The following is an 18,558-nucleotide window of genomic DNA, read 5'->3' as shown; positions in this document are numbered from 1 at the left end:
AATAATTTTAATTTACAACAATTTAATAAAACTTAGATCATTATGGTATTGCTCTACTTAATCGGTCAACCTCTTTCAACAATTCAGGAATACGAAACTTCCCATACATATTTTCCACATGATTCTTGGCGACATCCAAATCAATTCCAATCGCAGTCACATATAAAGGTTTCTGGCTTAGCCCTCGTAAAATTTCACAATATTTCGGCGTCCCTTTAAATTCATTTTTAGCTACACCAATCACAGGAATTTTACAGTCCAAGGCTTCATATAAATATTGTCCTAAACCATAATGCTGATCTTCTCCTAAGGTGACATAGCCATCTATTACAATTAAATCAATAGGCTCTTTGACCTCTTGCAACAATGCCAACAGACAAGGTAATTCACGCTTATAAAATTGCCCTGACTCATATTCAGCAATCTCTTGTACCTTAAGTGTATACGTTTGAGCTGCTTTCTGACTCGTCCAATTCTCAAAAACAACACCTGCCACATGTGCAAAACTTTCTGTGTAAGCAACATCTAATACAATGATCATTCATGCTCTCATTAACATTTTAATTTATGCCAAAATTAACCTATAGCCACGATATGCTCTGATTTATTTATTGCTTATCCTTGAAAATAGCATTATTCAAAAAAAAGCATATCCATAGTCAAAAAATTACGTGATAAGTTACAAAACTGTAATACTTTCCAACCTACAAATAGACTAAGTTCAAATCATACAGAGAAACAATTTTCTGTAAAATAATCAAAAATTTAAGGGGTTGCTTATGGGATCAATGATTACCGTGACTTCTTGGAAGTACAATGCTTCTTCACGGTATTTAAAAATTTTTTATAACAATGGTTCTGGTGAACTTTACCATCCTGTCCCAGAATTTATATACGATAATTTACTACGCTGTAGTGATAAAACTGCCTTCGTGCATAAATACTTAGAATACGATTTACATTTTAAGCGACTATCAATTTTATAATTTTCTAAAATAAAAAGATCAGGAGGATATACTTCCTGATCTATACAAGTACATCAAATTTAATTCTTAAATGTCACAATAAAAAGCCCTGCACCTATTGGCAATGTAGTTGTTATAAAGCGTTGGTCTTGCTTAACTTCTGTAATAAAACTTTTCACTTCAGCAGAATGCGAAATAACATTATCAACAATAAGTACACCACTTTGATTTTCAATCATATTTTGTAAATATTTCCAATAATTTAAATAAGCATCTCGCTCTGCATCGAGTAAAATAAAATCATATTTCTGCTGACTGTTTTCTAAAAACTGCTGTGCATCACCAACCCAAAAATCAATCACATCATCCACTTGTAATTCTTTAGCATATTCTTTGGCTTGCTGTGTACGTTTTTCATCAATCTCAACTGTAGTCACTTGACCGCCTGTGACTTGAGCAGCATCAGCCAACCACAGTGTGGAATAACCCGTCGAAGTACCAATCTCTAAAATTCTTTTTGATTGCTGAATCCTAATTTGCATAGCTAGGAATAAAGCAGACTCTGGCTCTATATTTCGATAACGTTTAATACGATCGCATTGCGTAGCATCAAACTTGATAAAGGATTGGTATAACTCATTTAATCGTTGTAAAAATGGGCTACTCAAACTCATGTTTAGATCATCCTCATCTATCTCAATACTATTGTTTCAATCATTTACGTCATTTCCATGACAATTTTACTTTTATTGTCGATTTGACTCACTATCAATATCTATGTTCGTCTTTTATTTAAATACGGCGATCTCCCCCCCAATTAGACTGAATGTAAAAACTCAAATCGAGGAACCACTTGACCATTTTCTAATTCAACAGTTTCTATAAACATTTCATAGGGTCTTACCCATATTGAATAATCACCATATAGGCATTGATAAACTACAAGTTTCTCTCTCGTTTCACTATGTATTGCCACATGAAAAACTTGATATAAATTTCCTTTATAGTGTTTATAAATTCCAGCTTCTAACATGATCTTACAGCTTTAAAATCGATACTGATGTTATACATCATCTGCCAATAAAAAACTCGTCCTAAGACGAGTTTTTTTACAACCTATGCAATGAATTAAGAGAAATCTAATTCTTTTTCAAAGCTTTTCAGTTCATGACGAGCCATTGCCAAATTAGACTTTGAACGATCTAATACAAGGTAAAGGAATAGATTTTCATTTGAATCAAGTGGACGAATCAAGTGATACTGTTTACCTAATGTAATTAAAATATCTTCAATTACATCATCTAATTTTAATGCTTTAGCAACTTTGCGCTTAGCACGAACAACTTCAGTATTACCTGCTGCTGCTAATTCTAAGTCTAAGCCAGTACCAGCTGTAGCTAAAGATAAACCACTTTCGCTATCTACTAATGCAGCGCAAACGAAACCATCGATATCAGTTAATTGATCTAGTGTAATACGAGCCATGAGCGTCCCCGTTTCTATTTAACATTGTTGTTCATTTTAGTAATTCAATTTTTATTTTGCTTTACTAAAACACTTTACTATTTAGCTAAAAGTATATCTCTAGCTAAGCTTTATAAAATGTGTATTCTTCTAATTGAATACCTATTTTAATTTTATTTAGATAATCAATCTAGTTAATCATTTCTCTTGCTTATTTTAATAACATAAAAAATATTAATTACACAATAGAAATTTAAAATAATTTATCAATTGATTATTTTAAAATGAAATAATTTATACCTTATTCACTAATCGTTCAGCTGTCGACTTAACCTCATACAGCATTTGACCAAGCAAAATATCTCTATTTGTCATCGCAACTAAAACCAAGGGGTATTTTGGATGAGCAACTGATGTTAAAAGGGCTTTGCCATTTTCAGCATCTAAGGTAATTGTTTGACATCCAACAAGATTAATTTCTGAAGTAAAAGCAGTAACCATTGCTAAAATCGAACTACTGACTGCAGCAATTTTTCCAGAATTGCTAATATTTTTCTTATTTGCCAAAGCGATTTCAAAACCGTCAGAAGTACATAACATCACAAACTCTATTCCAGAGACAGAGTTTAACAAATGCCTAATTTGGTTTTCAGCAAATACTACAAAATCGTCTGGGACCTTCCGAGAATTATTTAAATCCAACATGTATATTTATGCCCCATAATTTAGTTCAATAATTCATCATTCTTAAAAAAATATATATAAATTTTATGTATTACATCTCTTGCAACCATAAAATTATTTGATTTGACTCACATTTTTAAAAACAATTCTAACCATTTTTATTCAGTTGTAAATATGTTTTTTTAAATAAAGTTCTTTTTTAATTTAAGTTCAATTTACAATTTAGCTTAAGTATAAAATTGTCATTTTTAAACAAAAATTGTCACATCAAACACAACCAAAACTTATGATTTAATAATTCTAAATAAAATATTTACAATTATTTTTATAAAAATTTATCATTCGTTAAAATATTTCATCAATCTAATTAAATATTAAACGAGTATTATTTTAAAATTAAAAATACTTTGTTTTACATCAAAAATGTTGGCATGACAGATTATAGGTATATAAAACTTTACACTTTATTTTTTGATTTGATTAATTTTTCTAATTATATTGATTCTGTCCAGCTGCTGGATGCCAAAAATTAGTTTAACAAAGGTGAATCATAATGAATAAGTATATCGTTGCTCTAGGTCTCGCTGCTACTGTTGCTCTTGTAGGTTGTAACAAAGAAAAAGCACCTGAAACAGGTGCAACCACAGGTGAACACATTGAAAACGCGGCAACTCAAGCAGGTCATGATGTGGCTAATGCAACTCAAGACGCTGCAAATGCAACTGCACAAGCAGCCGACAATGCTGCAACAGCAACTGCGACAGCTGTAGATAATGCTGCAAATGCAACTGCGAATGCCGCTGATGCTACAATTGATGCTGCTAAAGATGCAACTGCAGCAACAGCGGGTGCTGTTGAACAAGGTGCTGCGGATGTTAAAGAAAAAGCTCAACAATAATTTCGATACCTTCAAAAAGCTCCTTTGATAGGAGCTTTTTTATTTTTATCATAATTTTTATCATATACTTAGTTCTAAATATTCTTAAAACATGACTGAGTTATCACTATGTCGCATTCTCATCATTTAGAACAACACTTTATACAACGTACAGGTTGGTTAAGAGCAGCCGTTTTAGGTGCAAACGATGGCATCATTTCTGTCACCAGCTTAGTGATGGGTATGGCAGCCAGTGGTGCTTCAAGTCACACCCTTTTAATTACCTGTATTGCAGGCTTAATTTCTGGTGCAACTTCAATGGCTGCTGGTGAATATATTTCAGTTAAATCTCAATCTGATATTGAAGAAGCTGATCTAAAAATTGAAGCTAGAGAACTCGAAAAAAATCCACATTTAGAGCTTAAAGAGCTCACCCAGATCTATATACATCGTGGTTTAGACCCTGAACTTGCACACCAAGTTGCAATCCAACTCTCAGCAAAAGATGCTTTAGAAGCACATGCCAGAGATGAGATTGGAATCAATGAAATGACCACTGCCAAACCAATTCAAGCCGCAGCATCTTCCGCCCTTTCATTTTCAGTTGGGGCACTTTTACCCACACTCGCCATACTATTTAGCCCAGAAATTTATCTGAGTAAAATTGTACTCGTCGTCGGAATACTTTCTTTAGCATTTTTAGGTGCATTATCTAGTTATTTCGCAGGGACATCCATGCTCAAAGGTAGTTTACGTGTTGCAGTTTGGGGCATTCTCGCAATGATTTTCTCAAGTTGGATCGGTTCTTTATTTAATGTCTCAACCGTTTAATCATTCATGTAACCGCATAAGATGTATTTTAAATGTATTTAATTAATAAATATTGAACATAATTTGCTTATTGTTAAAAGCTTCGGCAAAGTTAAATCAAACTGAAGGAGTTAAAGTATGTCGCTACTAAACCAATTAGGAATTAAACATCCGATCTTGCTCGCGCCTATGGCAGGTGTTTCAACTCCTGAATTAGCTGCTGAAGTTTCCAATCAAGGGGCTTTAGGCTCATTGGGTCTAGGCGCAAATTCGGTTGAAACAGCGAGACAACAAATTTTAGCGACGCAAACACTGACTGATCAACCATTTCAGCTTAACTTTTTTTGCCACGAATCATGTCCAACAGATGTCGAAGCCAATCAAAATTGGATTAATTATTTAAAACCTGAATTTGAAAAATTTGGTGCGACACCACCTACTGAGTTGAAATGTATTTATCCAAGTTTTAAAGACAATGATGATTATTTAAATCTTTGTTTAGAAACAAAACCCAAAGCAGTAAGTTTTCATTTTGGGATTCCGCACAGCAATCAAATAAAAAAATTACAAGATGCTGGTATTATTACTATGGTTTCAGCAACCAATTTAATTGAAGCGAAATCAATAGAAGCTGCGGGTATTGATATTATTATTGCGCAAGGCACTGAAGCGGGCGGTCATCGTGGTATTTTTAATGCAAATATTGATGGCGCAATTAAAACAGCTGACCTCGTTCAATTGATTAAGCGTCACTGTTCATTACCTGTTATTGCAGCAGGCGGGATAATGAATGGTGCACAAGCAAAAGCTGTGATGAAAATGGGCGCTGATGCGGTTCAACTCGGTACAGCATTTGTTCAATGTAAATCATCAAATGCCAATGCAGCGTATCGCCAAGCCCTATTCGACCAACCCATTACTCAAATAACAGCAACAATTTCAGGTCGACCTGCTCGTGGTCTAATTAATCATTGGCAAGCTGAAATTGATCAAGCAAATCGTCCTGATACTGCGCCCTATCCATACGCTTATGACATTGCTAAACAATTAAATGCTTTAGCCTTAAAAAATAATGATGTGGGTTATGGTGCTTTCTGGGCGGGTTCAAATGTGGCACAAATTCGACAACTTGAAGCACCTGATTTGATTAATCAATTGGTTGTGGAAATGAATCACGCTTAAATCTAACATAGTAAATCTCAAATAGACGCTATTGCAATAACGTCTATTTGCTTCGTTGATTTTCAGCAAGCATATAGACCAAATCCAGCTCAGGACATTCATAACCTAAAGCGGTTATCGCTGCTGTGATCTGCCCGCGGTGATGGGTACCATGATTAAAAACATGCATCAATGTTGCTGCAAAAGGCAAACTCAATTCTTCACCATTGACCCGTCTATAGGTTAAAAGCCCATCTAAACGTGGCTGAGTTAAAGACTCAATAAAAGCGATCCATTGATAAGACTTTTGTTGTAGTTGTAAAAGACACTTCTCTTTGCTTGGCTCAACAATATCTGTCAATTTTAGCGCAGGCGAAATCCCTTCAGCAAAGCGTGGATACCATAAATAATGCTCACCTAATAATAAGTGATTGACCGTACCAAATATACTTTTAAAATAAAGACCTACATCTTTGTAGAAATCATCATCTGAAACACGTTCCAGATGATGACAAAGTCGATTTGTTGCCCAAATATTGTATTGAGCCATAAGTAATAATTGTTGTTTCATGACTTTTCCTTTTGATTATGAATCACCTAAAAGACAATTCACTTTCATTTTCACACAACTATTGCTCAAATCACATCTGCTAAAATCAGATCTCATCCACCACTCATTTTGCTTCTAACAAATTTACTTGTTCCACTTGCACATCACTCATGATATTTCCTTGATCCAGTAAGTGATTAAAATAGTCCTCAACCACCTTAGCTTGCTCAATCGTGCTTTCAACTTTATACATATTTTGACGGAACTCATTGCTTGAACGTAAACCTTTGGTATACCACGCAATATGTTTTCGAGCGATGCGACAACCTGAGTATTCACCATAGAACTGATACAACTCAGCTAAATGCCCAAGTAAGACATCTTTCACTTCTTGAATATCAGGTGCAGCTAAATGTTCACCTGTTTTTAAATAATGATCAATTTCACGAAAAATCCACGGACGACCTTGAGCTGCACGCCCAATCATCACCGCATCAGCACCTGTATAATCCAACACATATTTGGCTTTTTCAGGACTGTCGATATCACCATTGGCAATCACAGGGATCGACAACATGCTTTTGACTTCTTTAATCAAACTATAACGTGCTGTATTTAAATACATATCTTCACGAGTACGTCCATGCAAAGCGAGCGCTGCAATGCCTGCTTCTTCTGCTCGTTTGGCAACTCGCATAATATTTTCATGACCATTTAAAAAGCCCAAACGGGTTTTTAATGTCACAGGAACATCCACCGCAGCAACCACCGTATCCAAAATTCGTGCAACCAAATCTTCATCTTTAAGCAGTGCTGAACCTGCAAGTTTATTGCAGACTTTTTTAGCAGGACAACCCATATTGATATCGACAATCTGCGCACCATTGGCGACTTGATAGCGTGCTGCCTCGGCCAGTTGTTCAGGTTCTGAACCTGCAATTTGCGCTGAAATTGGGGCAAGTTCACCATCAAAATTAGCACGATACAAACTTTTTTTGGTCATGCGTAAAGTTTGATCAGAGGTCATCATTTCACTGACCGCATGCCCAGCGCCAAAGTATTTACACAGTGTTCTAAATGGACGATCAGTCACACCTGCCATCGGTGCGACAATTAAATTATTTGACAGTTGATACTGACCGATATACATATATATTCATACATTTTAAGTTAGTCATAGTATACTGCATCAGCTCACTGAGCTCATCCATTTCTAGGTGTGTTTTCATCAGTATGAAAAAAATTGGTCAACAAAAAAACCTTCTCCGTTCACTCTGTTTAGTGTCACTTGCTATAGGTTTAACTGCTTGTGGTAATGGTTCTTGGTGGTCACATGATGATGAACCGACTTTAGAAAGTGATCAAATTCGTAAGCTTATCCCTAGTCGTGTCAATGATCGTAAATCATGGGCGCAAGATATTTTTGATATATCTGAAGAATTAAAAATCCCAAAAACTAAAGAAAATATTTGTTCAATTATCGCGGTAGTCGATCAGGAATCTAACTTTATTGCCAATCCCAATGTCCCAGGATTAGGGGTAAAAGCAGTAAAAGAAGTAAGCTCACGTCTGCAAGAAAAATTTGAAGCAAAATTAGGAACAACCATCGGTGGGCCAATTGCAGGTTATTTTCAGGATGTGTTAAAAAACCAACCCACACCTGAAGACAACTACTTAAAGCAGATGAGTCGAGTAAAAAATGAGAAAGAGCTTGATGTTCTTTATCGTGAAATATTTGACTATATGACTAAACATTATCATATCAGTGCATTAACTGGTGCTGCCAAATTTGTTGGTCAAGATTTTGCTGAAAAATTAAACCCGATTACCACTTTAGGTTCGATGCAAGTACACATAAATTACGCCAAAGATCATAAGCGCACTAGTATGAGTACCAATGAATTACGTGATGACTTATATACTGAGTTTGGTGGACTTTACTATGGTATCCATCGTTTGATGATGTATCCAGCAAAGTATGATAAGCCAATTTATCGTTTTGCTGATTATAATTCAGGGATGTACTCAAGTCGTAATGCTGCTTTCCAGAAAATGATCGAGAAAGTATCTGATATCGATTTAGATCTTGATGGTGACCTCTTATCTTATGATAAAAATGGTGACCCACGCCCTGCGATGACCACAACTGAAAAAGCACTCACTACTTTATTTTCAAAAAATAATGTGTTGGTCACACCTCGTCAGCTACGTAATGATTTAAAACAAGAAAAAGAAGACAGTTTCGAAAAAACACAAACATATATCGCGGTGTCTAAGCTCTACCAATCCAAAACAGGTAAAGAGTCAATCTATGCTATCATGCCTGAAGTGGTGATTTCTGGCCCTAAATTAAGTCGCGATTATAATACAAATTGGTATGCAAGCCGCGTAAACGGACGATATGAAACATGCATGCAACGAGCAAAACGTATAAAAACCTAGCCTTATTTGATTTTGATGGTACCTTGTGTAAAAAAGACAGTTTCACAGGGTTCATCTTTTACGCTTTGTCAAAACGCCATATCGTTAAACAGGGTATTAAAATACTGCCGTGGATTCAGGCGTATTATTTAAATATCTACCCTGCTCATGCGATGCGAATTAAATTATTTAAATCCATGTTTAAAAATGCAAATGCCGCTGAAATTTTAGATCTTACAGAGGATTATTGCTCTCGCTTAATTGAACAACTCGATCCATCACTATATCAACGATTGATCGACCATCAGAATCAAGGTGATGATGTCGTTTTGGTTTCAGCTTCAGTCGATATTTATCTTGAAGTGATGTGTCAAATTTTAAAAATCGACCTGATTTGTACTGAAACAGAAATCATTAATGGTATTTTTACAGGTGACTATTCCACGCCAGACTGTAGCTCTGAACAAAAACGCATCCGTATTTTAGAAAAATATGAGCTTGATCAATATGAAAATATTTATGCTTATGGTAATAGCATAGAAGACAATGAAATGCTGAGCCTAGCTGATTTTAAATATATGGTAGGAGAAGATCAGAATTTACCAAGATTAAATAGTGCTCGAAAATTAGCTTAATTATAATTTTTTCAATTACATAAACTAATATCTTAAATAAACATTTAATACCCGAAACAAATCTCCGCTTAATTTTTAATTCAAGCTGGGGATTAACTCGATTGAAATAAAATAGTTTGCTATAAATGAAAATATAATTCTATTTCAAATACTAAAAATGAATCATTCCAAAAATAATCTACTCAAAGCCTTACATACTGTCCTATCAAAAAATGTATTGGGTGAAAAGCAATATATCAGCCGTTTTAAAGGTTTTGTCGGTGAACTCAATTTCCATGAATGGGTAGGTCAAAATCGAGATATTTCAAACTTTTTCACAGGTGGTTATTTCATTCCCAAACTACCCAAATCACGTTCGATCATCAATCCGATCTATTTTACAGTGAGTTCGGATCATCCTGATCGCTACATAAAAATCTATGATTCACTCTCAAAATTACCCTGTGAACATTTATATTTTATACAGTGGGATAAAAATATCCCTTTTGATCAATGGCATATTTCAGAACAAATTCTTTTCAATGAAAACCTGAAAACACCTAAAATAAACGTATTTCAATACGATCCCACGACACATCATTTCCATAAAACAAGCTTAGAAACTTTTTTAAATCATTTCCCGAGCAGAGTAAATACAATTCAACCTCAACAAATTTCACAATCAATTGTGAATCTCTGGCAAGAAAAATTAGTAGGTTTTGAATTTGAATATTTACTAGATCTATATGTTCAGCGGCTCATTTTTGATGGCTACATTGGCTATTCAAGAGTGCATGGCATCCCGAGTGATATTGATGCAATTGCCTATAAACCTGATACACAAAGCTATACGCTCATCGAGGTTAAAGAAAAAGATTTAAGCAAAATGCACCCTCAAGGCTTTGGTATGGATATAAGCCGAATTAAGGACTTAACAGATCTCAGCACGGCTACAGGTTTAGCCATAAGCTATGTTGTAAAAAGAATCGACAATCAAAAAGATCGAAATTTTCTAGAATGGAAAATTATTAGTCTTCAAAATTTTATCAATCATTTACAAGATAGGACGATCCAAGGAGGATCAGGGATGGGATTTGAAAATGGGCACTACCCTACGCAGATATGCCCATATCAATATTTCAAAGATTTAAAATAATAAAAATGCTTTCTATCATTTTATTTTTTAAAACAAGTCATTATGTCAATTTTAACTTAATAAATAGACATGTGATTGCGATGGATCATTTCCAAAGAACGTGCTTCACCTAAAACCTGATGGACTTTATCTGAAGCCAATCCTTTGACGATTTCAGCTGAACGCGAGCTGAAATTCACTCGACCAACAGCAACACGATGGCCTTGTGTATCGACACATTCCACCACATCACCACGCTCGAAATGTCCTTCAACTGCTTTGACACCTACAGGCAACAAACTACGGTGGTTTTCTTTAATGGCTTTCACAGCACCATCATCAATTACCAAACGTCCTGCGGTTTGTAAATGTGCAGCAAGCCATTGCTGATGTGCAGTTACACGGTCATCATCGGTGATAAACAAAGTACCTAGCAATTCACCCGCCATTAAGCGAGCAAGGACATTATCACTTTCACCACTGGCAATGAGTGTAGGACAACCAGACTTCGCAGCCAAACGAGCAGCACGTACTTTGGTCAGCATCCCACCACGACCAAACTTACCACCACCGCCAGCCATGTCAAACAACGACTCATCCATTGCACGAACTGTATCAAACAATTTTGCATTTGGATTTGAACGAGGGTCTGAATCAAACATACCTTGTTGATCTGTAAGAATAATCAATAAGTCGGCATGCACCTGACCTGCAACCATCGCAGCAAGCGTGTCATTATCACCAAAACGAATTTCATCGGTCGATACTGTGTCATTCTCGTTAATCACAGGAATCACACGCCAATCAATCAAATTTTGCAATGCGTCACAAGAATTTAAATAACGACGACGATCTGCTAAATCATCATGGGTTAATAAAACTTGTGCAGTTTGAATGGCATGATTTTCTAAAACACTAGACCAAGTTTGAATCAAGCCCATTTGCCCAATGGCAGCACAAGCTTGTAGACTGGGTAGATCGGTGGGTCGATTCTCAAGCTTCATACGAACCATACCTTCAGCCACAGCACCGGATGACACGAGAATAATCTCATGCCCTGCATTGTGTAGATCTGCAATTTGTTTCGCCCAGTGCGAAATTGCATCCAAATCTAAACCTTGCCCATTTGCTGTGAGTAAAGATGATCCGATTTTAACAACGATACGTTTTAAAGCCTTGAGCTGACGTTGCCCATCTACCACTTCTATCATCTTGTCCTCAGTTGTACGCTTGATTAACGTACGTAATACACTTCCATTTCGCCATCGTCACCATCATCGTCCTCATCATCATCTGCCAATAGACCAGCCAGACGTTGTTGACGACGCATTTCACGATAAGCTTCTTTTGCGGCAATTGTTTGTTCACGTGTTTCTGCTTCAAGCTGATCACGGAATGCTTTCACTTTTGCAGCATACTCTGGATCTTCTGCTTCCAACTCACGTTGTTGCTCGATTTGATCCATGAGGTAATACACAACTTCTTTTGTGCCCTCAGACATTAAGCCTGAAGTTTTGAATACTGGGCCATCCCATTGTAATTCTTCGAGAATATGGTTGCACCATTCTTCACGTTCAGACTCTGGTAATTGATCCAATTTGTTGAGTACAAGTACTACAGGTAATTTTGCTAAAGTTGGTGAGAACTTTTTCAATTCTTCCAAAATTGCTTTCGCATTATATGCAGGATCTGAACCATCAATCGGTTGTACATCGACAATATGTAGGAGAATACGTGTACGTGCCAAATGCTTAAGGAAACGAATCCCCAAACCTGCACCTTCCGCCGCACCTTCGATCAAACCAGGAATATCAGCCATCACGAATGAACGATGACGGTCAGCATCGACCACACCAAGGTTAGGAACCATGGTGGTGAATGGATAGTCTGCAACTTTTGGTTTTGCAGCAGATACCGCGCGGATAAATGTTGATTTACCCGCATTTGGCATACCCAATAAGCCTACATCCGCAAGAACCTTAAGTTCTAAACGAATTTCACGGAATTCACCTTTAAAACCGTGAGTACACTTACGCGGTGAACGGTTAGTTGATGATTTGAAATGAGTATTCCCTAAACCACCATCACCACCGCCTGCAACAAGTACTTTTTGACCATTTTCAATTAGGTCACCAATAATATCGCCTGACTCGGTATCTACAATTGTCGTTCCCACTGGAACATAAAGAGTAACGGATTCACCACCACGTCCAGCACAGTTTGCGCCAGCACCGTTTTTACCACGTTCAGCGCGAAATTTACGGGTATAACGGTAATCTACTAAGGTACTGGTATTGTCGTCAGCTTGAATATATACGCTACCACCACGACCACCATCACCACCATCTGGACCACCAAATGGTACGAATTTTTCACGGCGAAAACTGGCTACGCCATTGCCACCGTCGCCAGCCTCTACGGTAATGACTGCTTCATCAACAAAGCGCATGCTGCCAATCCTCTGAAATCTTTAAAACCGCATATTCTGCCATATTTTGAAAAAATTCTCGAATAGTATTCTTCAGATGAACATGAATTTTATTAAACAATTTTTATAATTTCTCAATTAAAGCTGATTCTTGACTTATTTTGATTGTTTTTCACTCAGATATTTTCTTATAATTATATCTGTAAAAAAAGTAAATCAATGACTCACAAATGAGCGCATTAACAATTTATCCATCTACTTTTTAAATTAAATATTTTTATCTATATTAATTCAAAGGAATACCAATATTGTCTATCGTCCAAATTAGTGCTGCGCTTGGACCCGCAGAATGTGAACTCGCTGTAAAATACACTTTGCAAGAAATGCAAAAAGAAGCAAAAAACCAGAAAATAGATTTAGAAATTATAGAAAGCAATGAAACCAAGTATGGTTATTCTTCTATACTTTTAAATGTGAATGATGATGCAAAAAATTGGCTGAATAATTGGCTCGGTACTATTCAATGGACATTTCAAAGTAAAATTCGACCAAATCATAAACGTAAAAATTGGTTTGTCGGTGTTTCACTCATGGAAGTACCACAACAACTTCCGACTGATGACAGCATTATCTTCCAAGCATGCCGTGCTTCAGGTGCAGGCGGGCAACATGTTAATACCACTGATTCTGCCATTCATGCGACACATGTTGCTTCAGGAATTAGTGTCAAAGTCATGTCTGAACGTAGCCAACATGCCAATAAGCGTCTTGCAAAGGAATTGATTACATTAAAACTTCAACAGCAGTTTGAAAATAATCAAGCAAGTAATAAACAAGTTCAGCACTTGCAACACGCTTTAATTGAAAGAGGTAATGCAGTGCGAAACTTTAAAAAATAGAATTTCCTTATAAAGTAAACCATAAATATCAACCTCATACCTTTAACTATAGATTAAAAATGACTTTAAAAATTAAAATTCCCTTAGAGTTAATTGAATTACTGTCTGAGATACCTCAGTCTATCCATGGACAATATACTGAAAATCAAAAAATCATAACTCTTAGCCATCAACATGGGGGCATTCATTTAGAATTTCTTATCCATGTATTGAATGACCATCGAGAATTTCAACTACATGCTGTGCTTTCAATTGATAATTTTAAACAATTTGAAATTATCAATTTGCAAGGATGTTCAGACAATTTTAAAAAAAGTGAAAATCGTTATTTAGAAGCTATGTTTAATATGGCTATACGTGTTTTAAAACAACACTCTCATAATTTAGTGCCTATAAAAAATCAAAATCCAAAATGGAAAAATACTCTTCAGCTTTTTTTAAAATTCGCGTGCGTTGGACAGACACACTTATTATCAGATTTTATTTCAAAAAACTTTTTAAAAATAAAATATATGAAACTAGAAGAACGAACTTGGTTTTGCCTTCAAGCACTTAGAGAACAAAATCTTGCAATATCAATAGACTGGCGCGATATTGAAGATTTACCCGAACTTATCAAAAGTATTCTTGAAGAAATCCATTACAAATATAATGTGTCTTTTCAAGCTTTAGAAAATTTTGATATTGAAAATGATGATGAAACTATTTTTATTGAAAATTTAAAAAATCAGCTTATCCATATTGGTCTTCACCTTCTTTCAATAGAAACACATTCAGATGATTATTTCTTCCTTTTGTGTATAGAGGATGAATATTCCAAGCTAATTCAGCTATGTGATAAATTGAATTTAGAAATTTCATAAAAAATGGAAGCCGAAGCTTCCATTTTTGAATCTTTAAATCAAGAATAAATTAAGCATGTGCTTCTTTTGATTCTTCAAGCATTTTACGATCCACTTCTTCAGGATTGTTCAACGCTTCATTCAGTTTAGCTGTATCCAATTTGCCTACCCATTTTGCAACAACAATCGTTGCCAATGAGTTCCCCACCAAATTCGTTAATGCGCGCGCTTCAGACATGAAACGGTCAATACCCAGAATCAACGCCAAACCTGCAACTGGAATATGACCTACTGCTGACAAAGTCGCAGCCATCACAATAAAGCCTGAACCTGTTACACCCGCAGCACCTTTAGAAGAAATCAATAACACTGCTAGCAATGTAATTTCATGCCAAATATCTAAATGTGTATTGGTTGCTTGCGCAATAAAGATCGCAGCCATCGTTAAATAAATAGATGTACCATCAAGGTTAAATGAATAACCGGTCGGAATGACTAGACCAACCACAGACTTTTCACAACCTGCAATTTCAAGCTTTTTCAACATACGTGGTAACACAGATTCTGAAGAAGAAGTCCCCAATACAATCAATAACTCTTCGCGAATCATGCGGATCATTTTTAAAATACTGAAACCACAGATACGGCTGATCGTACCTAGAATAATGAAAATGAATAGCAAACACGTAATATAGAAACAAACAATCAATTGTCCAAGTTGAGCAAGACTGCCGATACCATATTTACCAATGGTAAATGCCATTGCACCAAACGCACCGATTGGTGCAAGTTTCATGATCATATTTACAATGTTAAAGAATACATGTGCAATCTGATCAATAAACTTCAATACAGGCTTACCAGCATCACCTAACTTGTGTAATGCAAAACCAAATAACAATGCAAATAAAAGCACTTGCAGAATTTCACCTTCTGCAAAAGCTCCAACGACTGTATTTGGAATAATATGTAAGAAGAATTCAACTGTCGATTGCGCAGCACCTGATTCTACATACTTTGAAATACCAGATGTATCCAAAGTCGCAGGATCAATATTCATTCCCACACCAGGTTTAGCAACATTAATTACCACCAAACCAATAATCAATGCAATTGTTGACACAATTTCAAAATATAAAAGCGCAATACCACCCGTTTTACCGACTGATTTCATGCTTTCCATACCAGCAATACCACTGACAACAGTACAGAAAATCACAGGAGCAATAATCATTTTGATGAGCTTAATAAAAGCATCACCTAAGGGTTTAAGTTGCTCACCTAAACCTGGAACAGTTTTCTCAACACCATTGATTAAGTGTGTGGTCGTTGGGAAATAATGCCCCACGATTACACCTAAAATAATGGCAATAATCACTTGAAAATAAAGTGACTTATATAGAGGTTTCTTAGCCATGATAATTAATTCTTTCTCTATTTCTTTGTGAAGAAATATTCAATGTTAATGCCACCTAAATGTTGCCCACATCTAAAACCCCTTTTAATTCAATTAAAAAGAATCTAGAAAATCTTATTTTTAAAAAATAAAACCCGTTCAGAAAACCTCAGCTTTCTAAAGGAAGGACAACAAATAACGATGTTTAAGATCTATTCTCTATTACGCGATAAGCCAATAAGAATAAACGCAGCACAGGAGATGAAAAATAAAACACTATTCACTTGTTATTTTAATTAATTTTTACTCATCAATCTCAACTCAAATGTTAAAATTGCTTAATAATTATTCAATTTATGCTTAGACCTTAGTCTAATACCAGCTATACCTATGTCATTTCAAGCATTTGTGGCATAGTGTAGAGGACAGTTTTTTCTCATCTTCGCCTATCAAAAATGAACACAAAACGTAATATCTATAAAGACTTTGAACATCCTTTTGCCCAATTTGTCAGAATCGTGGGAAAAGGAAAAAATGGTGCACGATCACTCACTTATGATGAAGCATACCAAGCTTTTTCAATGATCTTGAAAGATGAAGTCTTAGATGTTCAACTCGGGGCATTTCTCATGCTACTCCGTGTCAAAGAAGAATCAGTAGATGAACTCTCTGGTTTTGTCCAAGCGACCAAAGACCAATTGAATTTTCAAACTCTGGATGTGGATCTAGACTGGTCATCTTATGCAGGTAAACGTAAACATTATCCGTGGTTTTTATTGGCTGCACTAACCTTAGCCAAACACGGTTATAAAATCGTGATGCATGGTGCTTCTGGTCACACCATGAATCGTGTTTATACCGAACAAGTTTTAGAATATTTAGGCTTCCCCATTTGCCAAAATGAATTAGAAGTAAAGCAACAACTTGCTCAACATAATTTTGCTTATTTACCTTTAGGTGTTATTTCACCCGTCTTAGAGGATTTAATTAATCTTCGTAATGTCATGGGATTACGTTCGCCTATTCATACACTCGCGCGCTTAATCAATCCATTTAATGCCAAAGCGACCATGCAAGCTATTTTCCACCCTGCTTATCGTAGTTCGCACCAACAGGCAGCTTTTCAACTGGGCTATAAAAATAGTGCGGTGATCAAGGGTGAAGGTGGAGAATTTGAACGTAATCCGGATGCGAAGACATTGATCTGTGGGATTAAAAATGGCGAGTTGTATGAACATGAACTGCCTAAACTGACGGATAATCGCAGCCCTATAGAAGAAGAACTTAATTTAGCTGTATTCAAAGCTGTTTGGGAAGGTACGCAAAGCCACGAATATGGTGAAATCGCAGTACCTGAAACAATGGGAATCGCGCTATATACCATGGGTGTTGTAAATAGTTATGAAGAAGCAATGCTCACTGCCCGAAAACTTTGGAAAAATCGCTTCTAACTACCAACAACAATCACCCGTTTGAATTCTATTAATATTTCTAAACGTAAAAAGAGTTGGATTAAAGCCAAATCCAACTCCTCTTATTCATACAGTTTCAGCCAATTAGTTTATTCATAAAACCTACTAATTGACTTGCTCAATGACACGATAAATGCTGTCACTTTCACGGCTTTCAAACAGCAATTCGATACTGGGTAAAATTTTTTCACCTTCAACAATAATATGATCAATTTTTTTAAACAATGCTAAACCTTGCGCATGCTCCTGTTCATGCAAATTATTGAGCCAAGCCATAGCATTGACCTCATTGCTATATTGATCTTTGACTTTTACGGTGATCATCTGATTCATTGCTCTTCCCTCTTTTTTTAATCCTGAGTTTTTATAGCATGACATGAATACGAGTTTTCATAGGAAGATGTTAGATTTTATGGCAATGTTAAAGCTAAGTAAGCTTGTATCAAATTCATGATAAAAATTAAAAAATTACAGTGCATCACTTTTGTAATAGTGGGACTTTAAAATTATTTCATTAGATTTCAAAATTGAAAAAGCTCGCATTTCTGCGAGCTCTTTAGGTTGGAAAGCTAGTGCTTATTTCTTGTTTAGACTGGAGCTATAAACTCAATAAGCTGTCATTGATCTGTCCAACTATAATAGTAGCCTCATATGGTTAATGACCTACTGTAGTTTTAATATAGTCAGTAATCATTTTCTAAGCAAGATGCGGTAACACTATTCAACTTTATTACAGCAATTTTGAAATTGAAAATTTGTAAAATTAGAGGATAATAGTGCACGTATTCAAAACACCTATTAATAAGCATCATTTGAAATACTTTAAATAAAAAGCTATGG

At 35.7% G+C, this 18,558-nt stretch carries 21 protein-coding genes; 10 read left to right on the top strand and 11 right to left on the bottom strand.

The features are described 5' to 3' along the window. Positions 1-40: 40 nt before the first annotated feature. Positions 41-541 (bottom strand): endonuclease V, encoded by a 501-nt coding sequence (locus EXE09_RS08890; RefSeq protein WP_087554445.1) that lies wholly within the window; start codon positions 539-541, stop codon positions 41-43. Between the two features lie 238 nt (positions 542-779). Between EXE09_RS08890 and EXE09_RS08885 the strand changes: the two genes are divergently transcribed. Further along, the gene (locus EXE09_RS08885) at positions 780-986 is read left to right on the top strand and encodes a KTSC domain-containing protein (RefSeq protein WP_086322726.1); all 207 of its coding nucleotides are present in this window, start codon (positions 780-782) and stop codon (positions 984-986) included. Between the two features lie 59 nt (positions 987-1,045). Here EXE09_RS08885 and EXE09_RS08880 read toward each other — a convergent pair whose 3' ends face one another. From EXE09_RS08880 to EXE09_RS08865, 4 genes are all read right to left on the bottom strand, one after another. After that, positions 1,046-1,639, bottom strand: a complete 594-nt coding sequence (locus EXE09_RS08880) for an O-methyltransferase (protein WP_130117021.1) — start codon at positions 1,637-1,639, stop codon at positions 1,046-1,048. Between the two features lie 143 nt (positions 1,640-1,782). Continuing rightward, positions 1,783-2,001, bottom strand: a complete 219-nt coding sequence (locus tag EXE09_RS08875) for a DUF1653 domain-containing protein (RefSeq protein ID WP_130117020.1) — start codon at positions 1,999-2,001, stop codon at positions 1,783-1,785. Between the two features lie 92 nt (positions 2,002-2,093). After that, positions 2,094-2,450 (bottom strand): hypothetical protein, encoded by a 357-nt coding sequence (locus EXE09_RS08870; RefSeq protein ID WP_068972741.1) that lies wholly within the window; start codon positions 2,448-2,450, stop codon positions 2,094-2,096. 273 nt (positions 2,451-2,723) lie between these two features. After that, complete coding sequence (locus tag EXE09_RS08865) at positions 2,724-3,134, bottom strand: roadblock/LC7 domain-containing protein (RefSeq protein ID WP_068972740.1); 411 nt, start codon at positions 3,132-3,134, stop codon at positions 2,724-2,726. A gap of 532 nt (positions 3,135-3,666) precedes the next feature. On the opposite strand from EXE09_RS08865, the gene EXE09_RS08860 reads away from it, so the two are divergent. The 3 genes from EXE09_RS08860 (at position 3,667) to EXE09_RS08850 (ending at position 5,982) form a co-directional block, all read left to right on the top strand. Continuing rightward, positions 3,667-4,011, top strand: coding sequence for a hypothetical protein (locus EXE09_RS08860; protein WP_068972739.1), 345 nt, complete (start codon positions 3,667-3,669; stop codon positions 4,009-4,011). Positions 4,012-4,119: 108 nt separating this feature from the next. Next, a complete protein-coding gene (locus EXE09_RS08855) occupies positions 4,120-4,821 on the top strand; it encodes a VIT1/CCC1 transporter family protein (protein ID WP_087554442.1) in 702 nt (233 codons plus the stop codon). A gap of 117 nt (positions 4,822-4,938) precedes the next feature. Further along, entirely contained in the window at positions 4,939-5,982 is a 1,044-nt protein-coding gene (locus tag EXE09_RS08850) for an NAD(P)H-dependent flavin oxidoreductase (protein ID WP_130117019.1), read from the top strand. A 43-nt stretch (positions 5,983-6,025) separates the two neighbouring features. On the opposite strand, the gene EXE09_RS08845 is transcribed toward EXE09_RS08850, so the two are convergent. Together EXE09_RS08845 and dusB are read right to left on the bottom strand one after the other, a co-directional pair. Beyond that, positions 6,026-6,532 carry a DinB family protein gene (locus EXE09_RS08845; protein ID WP_130117018.1) on the bottom strand — a complete coding sequence of 169 codons (507 nt, stop codon included), beginning with the start codon at positions 6,530-6,532 and terminating at the stop codon, positions 6,026-6,028. Between the two features lie 103 nt (positions 6,533-6,635). After that, complete coding sequence (gene dusB, locus EXE09_RS08840) at positions 6,636-7,661, bottom strand: tRNA dihydrouridine synthase DusB (RefSeq protein ID WP_130117017.1); 1,026 nt, start codon at positions 7,659-7,661, stop codon at positions 6,636-6,638. Between the two features lie 83 nt (positions 7,662-7,744). Between dusB and EXE09_RS08835 the strand changes: the two genes are divergently transcribed. From EXE09_RS08835 to EXE09_RS08825, 3 genes are all read left to right on the top strand, one after another. Continuing rightward, positions 7,745-8,953: a DUF1615 family protein gene (locus tag EXE09_RS08835; RefSeq protein WP_130117016.1), complete on the top strand. Its 1,209-nt coding sequence runs from the start codon at positions 7,745-7,747 to the stop codon at positions 8,951-8,953. Continuing rightward, positions 8,920-9,567, top strand: coding sequence for an HAD-IB family hydrolase (locus EXE09_RS08830; RefSeq protein ID WP_130117015.1), 648 nt, complete (start codon positions 8,920-8,922; stop codon positions 9,565-9,567). Before EXE09_RS08835 ends, EXE09_RS08830 begins: the two co-directional genes overlap by 34 nt. 157 nt (positions 9,568-9,724) lie before the next feature. Beyond that, positions 9,725-10,702, top strand: coding sequence for a hypothetical protein (locus tag EXE09_RS08825; protein ID WP_130117014.1), 978 nt, complete (start codon positions 9,725-9,727; stop codon positions 10,700-10,702). Between the two features lie 56 nt (positions 10,703-10,758). Here EXE09_RS08825 and proB read toward each other — a convergent pair whose 3' ends face one another. Next, complete coding sequence (gene proB / locus EXE09_RS08820; protein WP_068973964.1) at positions 10,759-11,892, bottom strand: glutamate 5-kinase; 1,134 nt, start codon at positions 11,890-11,892, stop codon at positions 10,759-10,761. Between the two features lie 23 nt (positions 11,893-11,915). Continuing rightward, on the bottom strand, positions 11,916-13,130 hold the full coding sequence (cgtA, locus tag EXE09_RS08815; protein ID WP_068973963.1) for an Obg family GTPase CgtA: 1,215 nt from the start codon (positions 13,128-13,130) through the stop codon (positions 11,916-11,918). Between the two features lie 287 nt (positions 13,131-13,417). On the opposite strand from cgtA, the gene prfH reads away from it, so the two are divergent. Beyond that, a complete protein-coding gene (gene prfH, locus EXE09_RS08810) occupies positions 13,418-14,008 on the top strand; it encodes a peptide chain release factor H (protein WP_130117013.1) in 591 nt (196 codons plus the stop codon). Between the two features lie 59 nt (positions 14,009-14,067). Continuing rightward, positions 14,068-14,871, top strand: coding sequence for a hypothetical protein (locus EXE09_RS08805; RefSeq protein WP_130117012.1), 804 nt, complete (start codon positions 14,068-14,070; stop codon positions 14,869-14,871). Positions 14,872-14,920: 49 nt separating this feature from the next. Here EXE09_RS08805 and EXE09_RS08800 read toward each other — a convergent pair whose 3' ends face one another. Next, a complete protein-coding gene (locus EXE09_RS08800) occupies positions 14,921-16,267 on the bottom strand; it encodes a dicarboxylate/amino acid:cation symporter (protein WP_068973961.1) in 1,347 nt (448 codons plus the stop codon). Between the two features lie 434 nt (positions 16,268-16,701). Between EXE09_RS08800 and EXE09_RS08795 the strand changes: the two genes are divergently transcribed. Then, the gene (locus EXE09_RS08795) at positions 16,702-17,697 is read left to right on the top strand and encodes a glycosyl transferase family protein (protein ID WP_130117011.1); all 996 of its coding nucleotides are present in this window, start codon (positions 16,702-16,704) and stop codon (positions 17,695-17,697) included. 126 nt (positions 17,698-17,823) lie between these two features. Here the strand turns inward: EXE09_RS08795 and EXE09_RS08790 are convergent, their stop codons facing one another. After that, complete coding sequence (locus EXE09_RS08790; RefSeq protein ID WP_068973959.1) at positions 17,824-18,051, bottom strand: hypothetical protein; 228 nt, start codon at positions 18,049-18,051, stop codon at positions 17,824-17,826. Positions 18,052-18,558: the final 507 nt, after the last annotated feature.

Origin of the sequence: Acinetobacter sp. WCHAc060025 (assembly GCF_004209355.1) — a bacterium.
Lineage (GTDB): Bacteria > Pseudomonadota > Gammaproteobacteria > Pseudomonadales > Moraxellaceae > Acinetobacter > Acinetobacter wuhouensis.
Note: the sequence above shows the minus strand (reverse complement) of the source record. Positions and strands in the feature narration are given on the sequence as shown.